This is a genomic window from Streptomyces sp. NPDC093089 (genome assembly GCF_044754405.1).
Taxonomy (GTDB): Bacteria; Actinomycetota; Actinomycetes; order Streptomycetales; family Streptomycetaceae; genus Streptomyces.
On the sequence record NZ_JBIVPA010000012.1, the window covers coordinates 200,512 to 215,163 of the forward strand.

The window sequence follows — 14,652 nt, forward strand, 5'->3', positions numbered from 1 at the left end:
GCGTGGAGAACAGGGCAGCGCGATTCCCGGACGTCCCTCAGTGAGGGCGGTGTGCCACGGGTCGGCGATGGCGGGCGCGCAGCCGCCACCGGCCGGCACGAGAGGCGAGGATCACGTCGAAGCGGCGGGCACGGGGAACGGACAGGCGGCAACGCACGGTCGGCTCCCCTCGGTCGACGTGACGGCACGGCCCACCGGTCGGTGCGCCGTGCCGTGAGTGTAGGGAGCGCCGCCGCGCGGGCGACACCGAATTAAGGCGGGTGCTACGCGGCGGGCTGGAGCAGGTCCCAGCGGTTGCCGTACAGGTCCTCGAAGACGGCGACCGAACCGTACGGCTCGTGGCGCGGCTCCTCCAGGAACTTCACCCCGGCGGCCGTCATCCGGTCGTGGTCGCCGGCGAAGTCCTCGGTGTGCAGGAAGAAGCCGACCCGGCCGCCCGTCTGGCTGCCGACCGAGGCCGCCTCGGCGTCGTTCTTGGCCCGGGCCAGCAGCAGGCCCGCGTTGCCGAGGCCGCCGAAACCGGAGGCGCTGCGGGGGCGGACGACGACCCAGCGGCTCCCGTCACCCCGGTCGGTGTCCTCGACCAGCTCGAAGCCGACGGCGTCGGTGTAGAAGGCGATGGCCTCGTCGTATTCACGGACGACGAGGGTCACAAGTGCGATGGACGGCATTAACCCAACGTAATACGCGCAACCGGCGGGAACCATCCACGTCGACCCGCGTCACCCCCGGCCGGACCCTCTCCCTATCGAGGGTCGGAGCAAGGGTCGGGGGAGGGGCGAAGGGAAGGGTTGGGAGAGGTGGGACGGGTGGGACGGAGGGAAGGGTTGGGAGAGGTGGGACGGGTAGGACGGAGGGAAGGGTTGGGAGAGGTGGGACGGGTGGGACGGAGGGAAGGGCCGAGAGGGGTGGGGCGGGGGCGGGACGGAGGGAAGGGCCGGGGGTGGTGGATCGGCCCGGGGAGAGGCCGGTGGGTCGACCCGGGGTCTGTCGGGCGTACGGCCGAGGGGGAGCGGATCGGCCTGTGGGCGCTGAGGCCCGGGTGGCCGAGGGGCAGGGGGGAGCGAGCCGGGGCACTGCCGTTCGGGCGGTCACGGTGGGACAATCGCCCGCATGGACGCACAGGGGTTCGACCGGCTCGTGGGCCGCGCGCGGGATCTCGCCGAGCCCGGCGGCCGTCGTGTGCTGGGGCTGGCCGGGGCCCCCGGCGCCGGGAAGTCCACGCTGGCCGCGCGGCTCGTCGGCCGCCTCGGCGGGCTCGCCGTGCTGGTCCCGATGGACGGGTTCCACCTGGCGCAGGCCGAGCTGGAGCGGCTGGGCAGGGCGGACCGGAAGGGCGCGCCGGACACCTTCGACGCCGACGGGTACACCGCGCTCCTCGCCCGGCTGCGGACGCCCGTTCCCGGCACGACCGTCTACGCCCCCGCCTTCGACCGGGCCCTGGAGGAGCCGGTCGCGGGGTCGATAGCGGTGCCCGCCGACGTACCGCTCGTCGTCACCGAGGGTAACTATCTGCTGCACGACGAGGGCCCCTGGGCCGCCGTCCTGCCGCTGCTCGACGAGGCCTGGTACCTCGACCTGGACGCCGGCCGGCGGGTCCCCCGGCTCGTCGAGCGGCACGTCCGCTTCGGCAAGGACAGGGCCCGCGCCGAGCGCTGGGTCCGCGACTCCGACGAGGCCAACGCGCGCCTGGTGGCACGCGGCCGGGACCGGGCGCACCTGGTCGTGACGATGCAGTAGCCGGCGGCCGGCGCGTGGACGGTGCCCCGCCCCGTCCCGCGCGTCCCGGGGGCGTCCCGGTTCCGCGTCCGGGACGGCGGAGTGCCGTGCGGCGGCTCCGGGCAGTGGAACACTCCTGGCGACATCCCGTCAGGAAAGGATCCTCGTGATCAAGAAGCTCGCCCTCGTCGCCGCCGGCACCGCCCTGCTCGCCGGCGTGGGTCTGTCGACCGCCACGTCCGCCGCCGCGGCGACCAGCCCCATGAACTGCGGAATGTACTCCACCTCGGAGCCGATGCTGGAGTACGGCGACACCGGTCCGTCGGTCAAGGCCCTGCAGTGCGAGCTGAACACCGCCATGACCAACACGCACATCGCCGTGGACGGCATCTTCGGGCAGCAGACCTACGACGCCGTGATCAAGTTCCAGGGCAGCGGCTGTGCCGACACCGGTGTCGACGGCATCGTCGGCCCCAAGACCTGGGCCGCGCTGAACTTCTGGAGCAACTACGGCGGCGGATACGCCTGCTGATCCACGCGTCCCGCCGGCGGCCGGGGAGCGTCACGTCGATCAGGCCCCGCGAGCCCGACCTGATCGACAGGACACCCCTCGTACTGCAACGGTCGCTGCCGGGTGCGTGAAAGGGCCCCCGCCCGGAGGCGGAGGCCCTTTCGAGGGTCAGAAGGCGCCGTTCAGGTCCCGCCAGTCGCCGCCGCCGAGCCAGTCGCCGGCTCCGAGGCCGCCGCTGCCCGTACCCGGGTACCGGTACAGCATGCCGTCGTCGGCCTTCGTCGCGATGAGGTCGGGTCGGCCGTCGCCCGACCAGTCGCCGTTGGCGATGATCACCGGCATGCCGTTCCAGCCGCCGCTACCGACCAGCACACGCGAACCGAGCGCGCCGACCCTGCCCGGGTAGAGCCAGAGCTTGCCGGTCGACGCCTCGCGGGCGTAGAGGTCGGCCCGGCCGTCGCCGTTCATGTCGCCGACGCCCGCCAGGGCGTTCATGCCGTTCCAGCCGCCGGCGCCGAGCAGCTTGCGTGCGCCCAGGGTGCCCGTGGAGGTGCCCGGGTACAGCCACAGCCTGCCGGTGGACCTCTCCACCGCGAGCAGGTCGGCCCGCGCGTCGCCGGTCAGGTCGCCGAAGGCGGCGATCCGGCTCATGGCGTTCCAGCCGCCGGCGCCGATCAGCTTGCGCGTGCCGAGGCCGCCGGTCCCGGTGCCGGGGTAGAGCCACAGTCTGCCGGTGGACGCCTCGCGGACGATCACGTCCTCGCGGTTGTCCCGGCTGAAGTCGCCGTGCCGGACCATGGCGTCGAAGACGTTCCAGCCGCCCGTGCCGACCAGCCGGCCACTGCCGTCACCGGGCAGGAACCACAGGCGTCCGACCAGGTCGCGGACGAGGACGTCCGCCCTCCGGTCGCCGTTCATGTCGCCGAAGCCCGCGGCCCTGGGCGAGGTCTCCGCGAGCCAGTAGGGGTACGCGGGTCCCTCGCACTCCCGGATCGTGCGGACGATCTTCACCGAACTGACGGACCTGCTGGCGATGCTGGTGGAATAGCCGTCGTTCTCGTACCGCCCGGCAGCGTCCTCGTAGTTCGGCTCGTCGAAGGTGCAGGCGAAACCCGGCGTGCGGTTGATGATCAGGCGGAACTTGTTGTCCCACGTGCCCAGTGTCGCCTTGCTCGACTGCGTCTTGAACATCGAGCCCGTGCTGTCGGTGTTCGCCCACGCACAGAAGTACCCCGTGGGGCAGTCGCTCACCGCGGCCTGTGCGGGCGCGGCGCCCGCGCCGAGCAGGCCGAGCGAAGAGAGTCCCAGCGCGGCGGCCGTGGCGGCCAGACGCCGGAACAGGGGTGTACGCATGAATTCCCTCCCTGATGTGACGCGTGCATGATTCAACGCGCCACGGCAAGGACCGTATCCGCACACCTCCGCCCGCTGCCACGTGGTTCCACCGGCCCACCTGCCCTCACGGGCAGGTGGGGCGGCAGAACGCCCACGGACGCGGCCCTCGGTCCGGTACGGCAACCGTCACCACGAAGACCGTTGCCGCACTAACCCGCCGCGTGCGTCGCCGCCGCCACCGCCAGCGCCCGGACCAGCGGGTGCGGGCGGGTGCCGTCGCCCGCGAGTTCCGGCTGGAAGAGGGTGGCGAGGAAGAAGGGGTGGGAGGGGAGTTCGGCGATGCGGACGGCGCCCTCCTCGTCGGTGCCGGTGAAGCGCAGGCCGTGGGCGGTGAGGGTGTCGAGGTGGCGGGTGTCGGGGCCGTACGCGCAGTGGTAGCGCTCGGTCGTGCGCTCGGCGCCGAGGGCCCGCTCGGCGAGGGAGCCGGGGGCGACCCGTACGGGACCCTCGTGGCCGACCAGGGAGCAGGAGAGCGGGGCGACGAGGAGGTCGTCCGGGTCGGCCGCCGGGGCGTTCTCGGCGTGCGCCGCCCGCTCCAGGCCGCAGACGTTCCGGGCGAACTCCAGGAGGGCGTGCTGGAAGCCGGCGCAGGTGCCGAGGAAGGGGATGCCGTCCTCGCGGGCGGTGTGGATCGCCGCGAGCGCCCCCGCCTCGCTGGCGTACGGGCTCCCGGGCAGCACCCACACCGCGTCGAAGCCCTTCACGGCGCCGGGCGCCTCCGCGTCCCCGGTCGGGATCCAGTACGCGTCGAGGACGAGGCCGTCCCGCTCGGCGAGGGAGTCGAGGAGGACGGGGACGCGGACGTGCGACCCGACGTGCGGGGATCGGTCGCCGACCAGGGCGACGCGGGGCGTGCGGGGAGCCTGGGGAGGCGTGTCGGTGGTCATGGCGACCATGCTGGGCGGCACCCGCGGTTCACGTCCAACGATGATTGCTGCACTTCGCATCACGGTTGCTAATGCCCGGCTGGATAGGCTGGCCGCATGACGAACGATCAGGACTGGGAGAACCGCGTCACCGCGCTCTGGGAGCGCTTCGACGACCACGAGCCCGCCGCGTTCCGCGCCCGCGTCGACGAACTCGCCGCCGAGCGGCCCGAGGACGACGCCGCCGCCCTCTTCGAGCGGGGCGCGGCCCACGACTCCACCGGCCTGCCCGAGGAGGCGGTCGCGCTCTACCGGCGCGCCCTCGACCAGGGCCTCACCGGACTGCGCCGGCGCCGCGCCGTCATCCAGCTCGCCAGCAGCCTGCGCAACCTCGGCCGGCCCGACCGCAGCGTCGAACTGCTCACCGCCGAACGGGCCGTCCCCGCCGACCGGCTCGACGCCGACGAGGCCGCCCTCGGCGGAGCCGTCGACGCGTTCCTCGCGCTCGCCCTCGCCGACACCGGCCGCGACCGCGAGGCCGCCTCCCTCGCCCTCGGCGCCCTCGCCCCGCTGCTGCCCCGCTACAACCGCTCCCTCGCCCACTACGCCCGCGCCCTCCTCACCGCCCCCGACGGGTCCTGAACGCCGCACCCCCATGGACCCGCACCTGCTCCGCACGTACGTCACCGTCGCCCGGCTCGCCTCCTTCTCCGAGGCGGCCCGCGCGCTCGGCTACACCCAGTCCGCCGTCTCCCAGCACGTCGCCGCCCTGGAGAACGACCTCGGACTGCCGCTGCTCACCCGGCGGCCCGTCGCGCCCACCCCGGCCGGCGAGCGGCTCCTCGAACACGCCACGGCACTGCTGCTCCGCCTCGACGCGGCCCGCGCCGACCTCGACCGGTTCGCGGCCGCGCCCCGCGCGACCCTGCACGTCGCCGCCTCCCCGCTCGCCCTGCACCCGCGGGTCCTCGCCGCGCTCCCCGCCACCGGCGCCACCCTGCGCGGGCTGCCGCGCGAGCGGGTACCCGCCGCCGTCGCCACCGGCGAGGCCGACGCCGGGCTCGTCGACGGCATCGCCGCGCCCAGCGATCCGCTGCGGCTGCCCGACGTCGCCCCGCTCGCCGCGACCGGCGTCGCCGAGGAACCCCTCGCGGTCGTCCTGCCCGCGAGCCATCCGCTCGCCGCACGCACCGGCGTCCGCCTCGACGACCTCGTCGACGCCCGCTGGCTCGACGCCCCCGACGCGGGCCTGCCCCTCGACCGGCTGCGGGCCGTCCACGGCGGGCCCGCCGGACGGGGCTTCCGCACCGCCCTGCGCTACGAGGGCACCGACACCCGCACCCTCGCCGCCCTGGCCGCCGCCGGCCACGGCCTCGCGCTGCTGCCCCTCCCCGCGGCCGGCGGGGTCCCCGGCGCCACGGCCGTCCCGCTCGTCGCGCCCCGGCTCGTGCACCGCACCGAACTCCTGCTCCCGGCCGGTGAACGGCGCGAAGCGGACGGACCCGTGGCCGAGTTCACCCGACGGCTCAAGCGCTGACACCCGCAGTCGCTACCCTGTCCGCAACGGCGACGGAAGGCGGGCAGGCGTGGGGTGGCTGCGACGAGGACCCAGGCGGGACGGCGACGACGCACCGAGGGACCCCGAGTTCGCCTACTTCTCCCAGCGCGAGGCCGCGGTCTTCCGCGGCCGGGTCCGCGAGACCTTCGCCGAACTCGGCCTCGAGGTCACCGTCTTCGCCGACCACGTCGTCGACGACAAGGGGCGGCGGTTCGGGCTCGGGAACCTCGCCGCCGTCTGCCACCAGGACCGCCGCGGACCCCGCGTCTGGCCCGGCATGATCCACCGGCACATCGGCCTCGTCGTCCGCGCGATGGACGGCCCCTCCGCCCTCGACACCCTGCCGCCCGAGCAGATCCGCGCCCAGCTCTACCCCCGCGTCGTCAGCGGCGACGGCATCGACGCCGCCGCCTTCGGCTATGCCAGGACCGTCGCCCCCGGGCTGTACGAGATCCTCGCGCTCGACCTCCCGGAGAGCGTCATGATGCTCACCGACGAGGCGCTCGAACGGCTCGGCGACCACGCGCAGCTCCGCGACCGCGCCCTGCGGAACCTGCGCGGGCTGCCCGTCGAGGAGCACGAGACCGTCCGCGACGCCGACGGCATGTGCTTCGAGATCATCCTCGGCGACTCCTTCTACACCGCCAGCCGCGTCCTCGACCTCGACGGCGTGGTCCGCCGCGTCACCGGCGTGCCGCTCGGCGAGCACGGGGCCCTCGTCGCCCTCCCCTTCCGCCACCAGCTCGCCTTCCACCCCATCCGCGACACCTCGATCATCCCGGCCCTCGGCGCGATGGCCTCCTTCGCCGCCTCCGGGTACGAGGACGTGCCCGGTGCCATCAGCCCGTACGTCTTCTGGTGGCGCGACGGCACCCTCACCCAGCTCAGCGAGCACGACGAGGAGCAGGGCGACCTGCGGATCGTCGTCGGCGACGACTTCCACGACCTCCTGGAACGGCTCATCGCCCAGGGCCCGGACCGCCGCTGATCCCGGTCGCGGGCCGCGCCTCCGCCCGGCAGGATGCTGTACGACGCATCGGACGAGGACGCCGAGGAGAAGCACCATGCCGAGCAGCCACGCCACCGAAGAGGTCGTGCCCTTCACCGCGGACGACTACCGGGCGCGGATGGCCCGCGCCGCCGAGTCCGCGGCCGACGCCGGGCTCGCCGGCGTGCTCGTCGCCCCCGGCCCCGACCTGGTCTACCTGACCGGCTACCAGCCCACCGCGATCACCGAACGGCTCACCGTCCTCGTCCTCGCCGCCGGACAGGACCCGGTCCTCGTCGTCCCCACCCTGGAGGCACCCGACGCGGAGCGGGCCACCGGGGCCGCCGCGCTCACCCTGCGCGACTGGACCGACGGCAAGGACCCCTACGCCGTCACCGCCCCGCTCCTCGACGTCGACGGCCGCTTCGGCGTCAGCGACAACGCCTGGGCCATGCACCTCCTCGGCCTCCAGCAGGCCCTGCCCGGCACCTCGTACGTCTCCCTCACCGAGGCCCTGCCGATGCTCCGCGGCGTCAAGGACGCGCACGAGCTGGCCCGGATCGCCGCCGCCGGGGCCGCCGCCGACCAGGCGTACGGCGAGATCCTCAAGGTCCGCTTCGCCGGCCGCAAGGAGACCGACGTCGCCGCCGACCTCGCCGCGCTCCTCATGCGCTTCGGCCACTCCCAGGTCGACTTCACCGTCGTCGGCTCGGGACCCAACGGCGCCAACCCGCACCACGAGGCGGGCGACCGCGTCATCGAGCGCGGCGACATGGTCGTCCTCGACTTCGGCGGCCTCAAGCACGGCTACGGCTCCGACACCACCCGCACCGTCCACGTCGGCGAGCCCACCGACGAGGAGCGGCGCGTCCACGACCTCGTCCGCGAGGCCCAGCAGGCCGGCTTCGAGGCGGTCCGCCCCGGCGTCGCCTGCCAGGACGTCGACCGCGCCGCCCGCAAGGTCATCACCGACGCCGGCTACGGCGAGTACTTCATCCACCGCACCGGCCACGGCATCGGCGTCACCACCCACGAACCCCCGTACATGATCGAGGGCGAGGAACTCCCCATCGTCCCCGGCATGTGCTTCTCCATCGAACCCGGCGTCTACCTCCCCGGCCGCTTCGGCGTCCGCATCGAGGACATCGTCACCGCGACCGAGGACGGCGCGGGCCACCGCTTCAACAACACCCCGCACGAGATGGCCCTCGTCGAATAGCCCTATCCGTCCCCCCACCGGGCCGGGTCCGCGGCGACCAGTGCGGCGACCCGCTCCGGGAACTCCTCCACCACCAGGTGCCCCGCGCCCGGCACGACCCCGAGCTCGATGCCGGCCAGCCGGCGGCGGACGGCCGGCCGCAGCCGCTCCGGCGGCAGGAACACGTCGTGCTCCCCGGTCACCACCGTCACCGGCAGCTTCCGGGTACGCCGCTCCGCGAGCCCGGGAGCCCCGCTGGAGCGGGCGTGCCGGGCGACGAGCGTCATCCACTCCACCAGCTCCGCCCGGGGTTCGCGGCCGGGCGCGTGCAGCGCGCGCAGCAGCCGGGCGCTGCGCGCGGGCGTGGGGCGCAGGTACCAGGCGGCGGAGGCGGCGAGCAGCGCGGGCGGCAGGCGCAGCGAGGACAGGCCGCCGGGGGAGACGAGGACCAGCCGCTCGATGAGCGCCGAGGAGGCGGACAGGGCCACGGCGGCGCCGAAGGAGTGGCCGAGGACCGTGACGGGCCGGCCGCCGCCGACCTCCGCCACCACGTCGTCGAGCCAGCTTCCGTACCAGCTCAACCCGCCTTTCGCGAGGCTGCGTTCGTCGGAGCTCAGGCCCGGCTGGCCGGGAACGTCGAGCAGCGCGACCCGGTGACCGGCGGCGAGCAGGGCGTCGGCGAGCGGGAGGGAGGCGGCGGCGTTGAAGTCGGTTCCGGGAACGAGGACGACCGTCGTTCCCGCCGGTCCGGGGGAGCCGGCCGTCACCACGTGCGTCGCCGCGCCTCCCGCGACGAGGACGTCCCGCTCGTGCGGCACCCGCCAGGCGTCGAGCCGGCCGAAGCACCAGTCCCCTATCCGGTCCCTGCCCGCCTCGCTGCGGTAGATCGAAGTCATCCGGCGAGTATCCACGGGGCGGGACCGGGCGGTCAGCCGTCCGTCAGGACGATCGCGGACTCGCCGGGGAGGCGGAGGACCCCGTCCGGGTCCGGGCCGTCGACCGGGTCCCAGGAGGCGAGGACGCGGTCGCGGCCGTTGGTGCCGAGGGGGATGACGGCGGGCTCGCCGCCGAGGTTGACGGCCACGCGCAGGTCGCCGCGGCGGAAGACGAGCCAGCGGGCCAGCTCGTCGAAGGCGACCCTGATGCCCGACAGATCGGGATCGGTCAGGTCGGGAAGGGTGCGGCGGAGCGCGATCAGCTGGCGGTGCCAGGCGAGGAGCCGGTTGTGGGGGTCGCGCTCGCGCTCGGCGCGGTCGAGGACCGAGCGGTCACGGGTCGTCGGCGACTGCGGGTCGGGGACGTCGGCCTCCGCCCAGCCGTGCGCCGCGAACTCCCGCCGCCTGCCCTGCCGTACGGCCTCCGCGAGCTCCGGGTCGGTGTGGTCGGTGAAGTACTGCCAGGGCGTCGACGCGCCCCACTCCTCGCCCATGAACAGCATCGGCACCGACGGGCCGGTGAGCACGAGGGTCGCCGCGCAGGCGAGCAGACCGGGGGAGAGGGACGCCGAAAGGCGGTCGCCGAGCGCCCGGTTGCCGATCTGGTCGTGGGTCTGGGCGTAGCCGAGGAACCGGTGGGCGGGGGTGCGCTCGCGGTCCACCTCCCGGCCGTGGTGGCGGCCCCGGAACGTGGAGTACGTGCCGTCGTGGAAGAACACGTGGGTGAGCGTCTTCGCGAGCGCCGCCATCGGGGCGCGGGCGAAGTCGCCGTAGTAGCCCTGGGACTCGCCGGTGAGGGCGGCGTGCAGCGCGTGGTGGAAGTCGTCGTTCCACTGCGCGTGGACGCCGAGGCCGCCGAGCGTGCGCGGAGTCGTCGTGCGCGGGTCGGCCAGGTCGGACTCGGCGACCAGGAAGTGCTGGCGGCCCTGCTCCTTCGCCAACTCGTCTACGGCGGACGACAGTTCCTCCAGGAAGGTGAGCGCGCGGGTGTCCGCGAGCGCGTGCACCGCGTCCAGCCGCAGCCCGTCGATCCGGTAGTCCCGCAGCCAGGCGAGCGCACTGCCCAGGAAGTACGCCCGCACCTCGTCCGAGCCCGGCGCGTCCAGGTTCACCGCCGCGCCCCACGGCGTGTGGTGGGTCTCCGTGAAGTACGGCCCGAAGGAAGGGAGATGGTTGCCGGACGGGCCCAGGTGGTTGTGCACCACGTCGAGCACCACGCCCATGCCGAGCCCGTGCGCCGCGTCCACGAACCGCTTCAGCGCCTCGGGACCGCCGTACGGCTCGTGCACCGCCCACGGCGCCACCCCGTCGTACCCCCAGCCCCGCACCCCGGGGAACGGGCACAGCGGCATCAGCTCCACATGGGTGATGCCGAGGCCCGCCAGCTCCCCGAGCCGCGCCGCCGCCGCGTCCAGGGTCCCCTCGGGGGTGAACGTGCCGACGTGCAGTTCGTACAGGACGGCGCTGCGCAGCCGCAGACGCGGCGACTCGTGGCGCCAGGCGTACGCGGAGTGGTCGACGACCGCGCTCAGGCCGTCGGGCCCGTCGGGGAGCCGCCGTGAGCGCGGGTCCGGCAGGACGGGCCGGTGGTCGAGGGCGAAGCCGTAGCGGTCGCCGTCCTCGGCGGGCACCACGCCGGACCACCAGCCGTCCCGTCGGGGGTCCCGCTCCAGGAGATGGTCGGTGCCGTTCAGCGCCAGCACCACCCGGTCACGGGCGCTCGGCGCCCACACCTCGAAGAGCACGGGAATCCCCTCGTCGACGGACCAGCCACCCACCGCGTGACCACCGCGTCCATCCTGGCAGTCAGGACCCCGACGCGCCCGGCGCATCCCACACGTAGTTGATCGCGCGCTCGAACGCGGCATAGCCCGACCGGGCGAACGCCGCCGCCATCGGCACGTTGCCCAGATCCGTCGCCGCCCGGATGCGGGGCACGCCGACGGCGGCCAGGACGCGGGTCCCCTCCGCCAGGATGTCGTCGATGTGACCCCGGCCGCGGTGCGCGGGCAGCACGCCGATGTACGCGATCGTGTGGTGGTAGTTGTTGCGCGCCGGGACGACGAAGCCGACGGGCTCGCCGCTCTCCGGGGCCAGGGCCACCCGCCACCACGCGCGGGGCGAGGCGTACTGCGCGAGCTCCTCGTCGTAGTGCAGCTCCGCCGCCTTCCGCGCCGACAGGCCCGACGCCAGATCGGCCTGCCCGTGCGCGTCGAGGGTGCCCTCCATCACCGGCGTCATCAGGGCCACCAGGTCCTCGCGGTCCCGCACCGGACGGAACTCCAGACGGCCCGTCGGCTCCGGCACGGGCGTGCCGGGCAGCCACTCCAGGCGGAGCCGCTCGACCAGCGGGCGGGCCCCCGCCCGCTCCAGCACACCGAACACGGATTCCAGGAGGGAGCGGGTCTCCGGCACGTCACGCCAGTCCGCCGGCATGTACCGCGCGAACTCCGGCCGCGGCGTCCCGGCCGGGACGACGGCGGCCGTGGCCGTCTCCAGGAGCCGCAGGCCGACATCGACGCGCTCCTCCGGCGAAAGCCCCGGGTCGAGGTCGAGGAAGTCGAGCGCCTGCGGTGCGGAACCTGCCGCCTTCGCCCACCAGGAGAGCCGGCCGAGCAGCCGGTCGCCGTCGAGCGCGACCCACATCCACTCCGGCAGCCGGCGCCCGGCCGCGAGGTCGTCGGCGAGTTCGTGGTCGAGCGAGTAGGACAGGCGGAGGAACAGGTCGAGTTCCTCCGGTCCGGCGAGCGGACGGACGACGAGGTCGTGCGCGGCCGGGGAAGCGGACGCGGAATCCGGCGCCGAGGTGGACGAAGGAGCGGCGGCGGACGAAGGAGTGGACGAAGCGGCGGACGAAGGAGTGGACGAAGAAGACGTGGTCACGTCGGGTTCTCCCCCTGGGGATCCGTGGTGCGGAGACAGCGGACCGTAGCAGCGATTCCGTGGCGACCGGTACGGATGTTCGCCGGTCAGGGCCGCTTCTGGACACTGCGGGCCCGGCGGACGGACAATCGTTTCGTGACGACCCCTTTCGAGCTCCCGGCGAACTCCCCTCGGCTGACCGACGCCGAGCGGGACCGTGCGCTGGTGCTGCTCAGGGAGGGCGCCGCGCAGGGCCGCATCTCGCACGACACCTTCGTCTTCCGGATGGAGCGCGCACTCCAGGCCCGCAGGTCCGACGAACTCCTGGTGCTCACCGCCGACCTGCGGACCGAGGGGACCTGGACCAAACGGGTGGTGGGCGCGGTCGGGCGGATGTCCGCCTTCACGGCCCGCCTCGGGCGCGCCTGGCACGCGGAGCGGCTGCCGAAGCTCCTGATGCCCCGTCCCGGTCCGCACCCGCTGCGGATCGGGCGCGACCCGGTGAACGGGCTGCGGCTCAGCCACGAGACCGCCTCCCGGCTGCACGCCGAACTCTCCCTCCAGGGCGGGATGTGGGTGCTGCGCGACCTCGGTTCGACGAACGGCACCACCGTCAACGGCCGCCGGGTCACCGGCGCCGTGGTCGTCCGGCCGGGCGACGTGGTCGGATTCGGCCAGATGTCGTTCCGGCTGTCGCACGACTGAGCCGAGCCCGATTCCCCCCTCCCCGGCTTCATTCACCCGTTCGGCCGTACGTGGCGGGCGGTCGGGTCCGTCCGGTGATGGTCTGGGGGGACGCGCGCCACCTTCTCCGGCCGCGGCACCCACCGCCGATCGACAGGGGGCGCGATGAGCGACGAGCCGAACCGGGGCATAGGGAACGAGCTGCCGGAACCGGCGGGCGACCCGTGGACGCCCCGGACCGAAGAGGCGGGCGACCCGTGGACCCGGCTTCCGTCGATGGCGCCGGCGGCACCGTCGACCGCCGGACCCGCCGCGACCCGGACCGGTGCGCCGCCCCGTACCCCCGTCCGCGGCTCCGCGCCGGGCCGGGTGCGGACCGTGGCCGACCCCGCGGCGGCCGGGCCCGTGGGGCCGTCCGGGCGGACCGTCGCGCCGAGCCCCCTCGACCCGGGCGCCTCGCTCGACCCGCACGGGATCCACCGCGCGCTGCGCGAGGAGTTCCCGCTCACGTACGACCCGCTGCTGCGGGCCTGGGTCCTGAGCCGGTACGCGGACGTCGCCGCGGCCCTCACCGACAGCCGCTTCACGCACGGGCACCGCCCCGGGGACCCGCCCTGCGACGACGCCCACGTCGACATCGGGGTGAACGCGCTGGCCGCCGTCGCGGAACGCACCGCGTACGTCCTCGCCCGCCGGATCGCCGCACGCCGACAGGCGGACCTGGTGGCCGACTTCTGCCACTGGCTGCCCGCCGGCACCGTCGCCGCCGCCGTCGGCGTGCCGTACCGGGACATGATGCGGCTGGTGCGCGGCCGGGCGGCCGGGGCGCTCGCGGGGGAGTGCGGCGGGCAGATCGCCGTACGGGAGAAGGCGCTCGCGTCCTTCCTCGCCAACGTCCTCACCGACCCCGACCTGGTCGCCGCGCTCCGCGACGCCCCCGCCGGGCTCGTGGCCCGCGCCTGGACCGAGTCGCTGCGCCGCGACCCGCCGGTGCAGATCGCCATGCGCCGGACCCGCGGCGAGGTCGTGGTGAGCGGCGGCACCGTCCCGGCGGGCGCGTCCGTCGCCCTGCTCATCGGCTCGGCGGGCCGGGACCCGGAGCGCTTCCGCGAGCCCGACCGCTTCGACCCGTTCCGCGACGACCTCGACCAGCTCACCTACGGCAGTGGCCGCTGCCCGGCCGTCCTCCTCGCCGGTCTCGAAGCCGAGTTCGCCCTGCGGGCCCTCTTCGAGGCGATGCCCGGGCTGCGCCTCGCCGACGGTTTCCGGCCGGTGTCCACCGGCCTCATCACCCGTGCCCCGCGCAGCCTGATCGTCCGCCCGCGAGGCTGAGGCGGGTCCCGGGCGGGGGCGGGAGGCCCCCCGCGAGCGCTGTTAGGGTGACGTGCGCTCGTCAAGAAGCGCTTTCGCGCCACCACTTCCAACGGGGGATCCACACATGAAGATTCGTCATGTCCGAGCCATCGCCGTCTTCGGCATCGCGGTCGTCGCCCTGACCGGTGCCCGCGGTTCGCACGGGGGCAGCTGCGGCGGCAGCAGCTCCGGCAGCGGCTCGCACAGCGGCAGCAACGACAACGACGGCACCTCCGGCACCACCGGCGGCTCGGCGTCCGGCGGCTCCAGCAGCGCCAGCAAGGCCGAGCGCGACATCACCATCAACGAGTGCACGTACGACGCCGCGTCCAAGAACCTCGTCGCCCGGATCACCGTGAACAACGACGGCGTGCTCGACTACGACTACAGCGTCACCATGAAGTTCACGGGCGGCACCGCGACCCCGGCCTCCGCCACGAAGACCGCCATCGCGGTCGCCGCCGGCGCCACCGAGAAGGCCGAGCTCACCACCCCGTACACGGGCACCGGCGACGGCTCCGAGTACACCAAGTGCGAGGTCTCGCGAGCCTCCCGCTCCTGACCCTCCGCAGGGGCCCGGAGC

15 protein-coding genes are annotated in these 14,652 nt (G+C 74.5%); 9 read left to right on the forward strand and 6 right to left on the reverse strand.

What is annotated here, in order from left to right; all coding sequences use genetic code 11:
- Nucleotides 1-263: 263 nt before the first annotated feature.
- Nucleotides 264-671 (reverse strand): VOC family protein, encoded by a 408-nt coding sequence (locus tag ACIQFX_RS27595; protein ID WP_376481196.1) that lies wholly within the window; start codon nt 669-671, stop codon nt 264-266.
- A 442-nt stretch (nt 672-1,113) separates the two neighbouring features.
- On the opposite strand from ACIQFX_RS27595, the gene ACIQFX_RS27600 reads away from it, so the two are divergent.
- Nucleotides 1,114-1,740: a nucleoside/nucleotide kinase family protein gene (locus ACIQFX_RS27600; protein ID WP_402468621.1), complete on the forward strand. Its 627-nt coding sequence runs from the start codon at nt 1,114-1,116 to the stop codon at nt 1,738-1,740.
- Between the two features lie 145 nt (nt 1,741-1,885).
- Nucleotides 1,886-2,251: a peptidoglycan-binding protein gene (locus ACIQFX_RS27605; protein ID WP_402468624.1), complete on the forward strand. Its 366-nt coding sequence runs from the start codon at nt 1,886-1,888 to the stop codon at nt 2,249-2,251.
- A 147-nt stretch (nt 2,252-2,398) separates the two neighbouring features.
- On the opposite strand, the gene ACIQFX_RS27610 is transcribed toward ACIQFX_RS27605, so the two are convergent.
- Nucleotides 2,399-3,583 carry an FG-GAP-like repeat-containing protein gene (locus tag ACIQFX_RS27610; RefSeq protein WP_402468626.1) on the reverse strand — a complete coding sequence of 395 codons (1,185 nt, stop codon included), beginning with the start codon at nt 3,581-3,583 and terminating at the stop codon, nt 2,399-2,401.
- 191 nt (nt 3,584-3,774) lie between these two features.
- Nucleotides 3,775-4,512: a hypothetical protein gene (locus ACIQFX_RS27615; RefSeq protein WP_402468628.1), complete on the reverse strand. Its 738-nt coding sequence runs from the start codon at nt 4,510-4,512 to the stop codon at nt 3,775-3,777.
- 96 nt (nt 4,513-4,608) lie between these two features.
- Between ACIQFX_RS27615 and ACIQFX_RS27620 the strand changes: the two genes are divergently transcribed.
- The 4 genes from ACIQFX_RS27620 to ACIQFX_RS27635 all read left to right on the forward strand — a co-directional run bounded on the left by ACIQFX_RS27620 (nt 4,609) and on the right by ACIQFX_RS27635 (nt 8,256).
- Complete coding sequence (locus ACIQFX_RS27620) at nt 4,609-5,133, forward strand: tetratricopeptide repeat protein (RefSeq protein WP_402468631.1); 525 nt, start codon at nt 4,609-4,611, stop codon at nt 5,131-5,133.
- Nucleotides 5,134-5,146: 13 nt separating this feature from the next.
- Nucleotides 5,147-6,028, forward strand: a complete 882-nt coding sequence (locus tag ACIQFX_RS27625) for a LysR family transcriptional regulator (RefSeq protein WP_402468633.1) — start codon at nt 5,147-5,149, stop codon at nt 6,026-6,028.
- Between the two features lie 49 nt (nt 6,029-6,077).
- Complete coding sequence (locus ACIQFX_RS27630) at nt 6,078-7,037, forward strand: hypothetical protein (RefSeq protein WP_402468635.1); 960 nt, start codon at nt 6,078-6,080, stop codon at nt 7,035-7,037.
- 76 nt (nt 7,038-7,113) lie between these two features.
- Nucleotides 7,114-8,256 (forward strand): aminopeptidase P family protein, encoded by a 1,143-nt coding sequence (locus ACIQFX_RS27635; protein WP_402468637.1) that lies wholly within the window; start codon nt 7,114-7,116, stop codon nt 8,254-8,256.
- A gap of 2 nt (nt 8,257-8,258) precedes the next feature.
- Here the strand turns inward: ACIQFX_RS27635 and ACIQFX_RS27640 are convergent, their stop codons facing one another.
- The 3 genes from ACIQFX_RS27640 to ACIQFX_RS27650 form a co-directional block, all read right to left on the reverse strand.
- A complete protein-coding gene (locus ACIQFX_RS27640; RefSeq protein WP_402468639.1) occupies nt 8,259-9,131 on the reverse strand; it encodes an alpha/beta fold hydrolase in 873 nt (290 codons plus the stop codon).
- A gap of 32 nt (nt 9,132-9,163) precedes the next feature.
- Nucleotides 9,164-10,915, reverse strand: a complete 1,752-nt coding sequence (gene treZ / locus ACIQFX_RS27645) for a malto-oligosyltrehalose trehalohydrolase (protein WP_402468806.1) — start codon at nt 10,913-10,915, stop codon at nt 9,164-9,166.
- Nucleotides 10,916-10,976: 61 nt separating this feature from the next.
- Entirely contained in the window at nt 10,977-11,894 is a 918-nt protein-coding gene (locus ACIQFX_RS27650) for a GNAT family N-acetyltransferase (RefSeq protein ID WP_402468809.1), read from the reverse strand.
- A gap of 294 nt (nt 11,895-12,188) precedes the next feature.
- Between ACIQFX_RS27650 and ACIQFX_RS27655 the strand changes: the two genes are divergently transcribed.
- The 3 genes from ACIQFX_RS27655 to ACIQFX_RS27665 all read left to right on the forward strand — a co-directional run bounded on the left by ACIQFX_RS27655 (nt 12,189) and on the right by ACIQFX_RS27665 (nt 14,631).
- On the forward strand, nt 12,189-12,737 hold the full coding sequence (locus ACIQFX_RS27655) for an FHA domain-containing protein (protein ID WP_402468641.1): 549 nt from the start codon (nt 12,189-12,191) through the stop codon (nt 12,735-12,737).
- A gap of 144 nt (nt 12,738-12,881) precedes the next feature.
- Nucleotides 12,882-14,048: a cytochrome P450 gene (locus ACIQFX_RS27660; protein ID WP_402468644.1), complete on the forward strand. Its 1,167-nt coding sequence runs from the start codon at nt 12,882-12,884 to the stop codon at nt 14,046-14,048.
- A gap of 106 nt (nt 14,049-14,154) precedes the next feature.
- Entirely contained in the window at nt 14,155-14,631 is a 477-nt protein-coding gene (locus ACIQFX_RS27665; RefSeq protein ID WP_402468647.1) for a hypothetical protein, read from the forward strand.
- The last annotated feature ends 21 nt before the right edge of the window (nt 14,632-14,652 follow it).

What these genes read in the sequence shown, in the direction of transcription:
- ACIQFX_RS27595 (WP_376481196.1), bottom strand. Translation starts at nt 671, where the DNA reads ATGCCGTCCATCGCACTTGTGACCCTCGTCGTCCGTGAATACGACGAG.
- ACIQFX_RS27600 (WP_402468621.1), top strand. Translation starts at nt 1,114, where the DNA reads ATGGACGCACAGGGGTTCGACCGGCTCGTGGGCCGCGCGCGGGATCTC.
- ACIQFX_RS27610 (WP_402468626.1), bottom strand. Translation starts at nt 3,583, where the DNA reads ATGCGTACACCCCTGTTCCGGCGTCTGGCCGCCACGGCCGCCGCGCTG.
- ACIQFX_RS27615 (WP_402468628.1), bottom strand. Translation starts at nt 4,512, where the DNA reads ATGACCACCGACACGCCTCCCCAGGCTCCCCGCACGCCCCGCGTCGCC.
- ACIQFX_RS27620 (WP_402468631.1), top strand. Translation starts at nt 4,609, where the DNA reads ATGACGAACGATCAGGACTGGGAGAACCGCGTCACCGCGCTCTGGGAG.
- ACIQFX_RS27625 (WP_402468633.1), top strand. Translation starts at nt 5,147, where the DNA reads ATGGACCCGCACCTGCTCCGCACGTACGTCACCGTCGCCCGGCTCGCC.
- ACIQFX_RS27635 (WP_402468637.1), top strand. Translation starts at nt 7,114, where the DNA reads ATGCCGAGCAGCCACGCCACCGAAGAGGTCGTGCCCTTCACCGCGGAC.
- ACIQFX_RS27640 (WP_402468639.1), bottom strand. Translation starts at nt 9,131, where the DNA reads ATGACTTCGATCTACCGCAGCGAGGCGGGCAGGGACCGGATAGGGGAC.
- ACIQFX_RS27660 (WP_402468644.1), top strand. Translation starts at nt 12,882, where the DNA reads ATGAGCGACGAGCCGAACCGGGGCATAGGGAACGAGCTGCCGGAACCG.
- ACIQFX_RS27665 (WP_402468647.1), top strand. Translation starts at nt 14,155, where the DNA reads ATGAAGATTCGTCATGTCCGAGCCATCGCCGTCTTCGGCATCGCGGTC.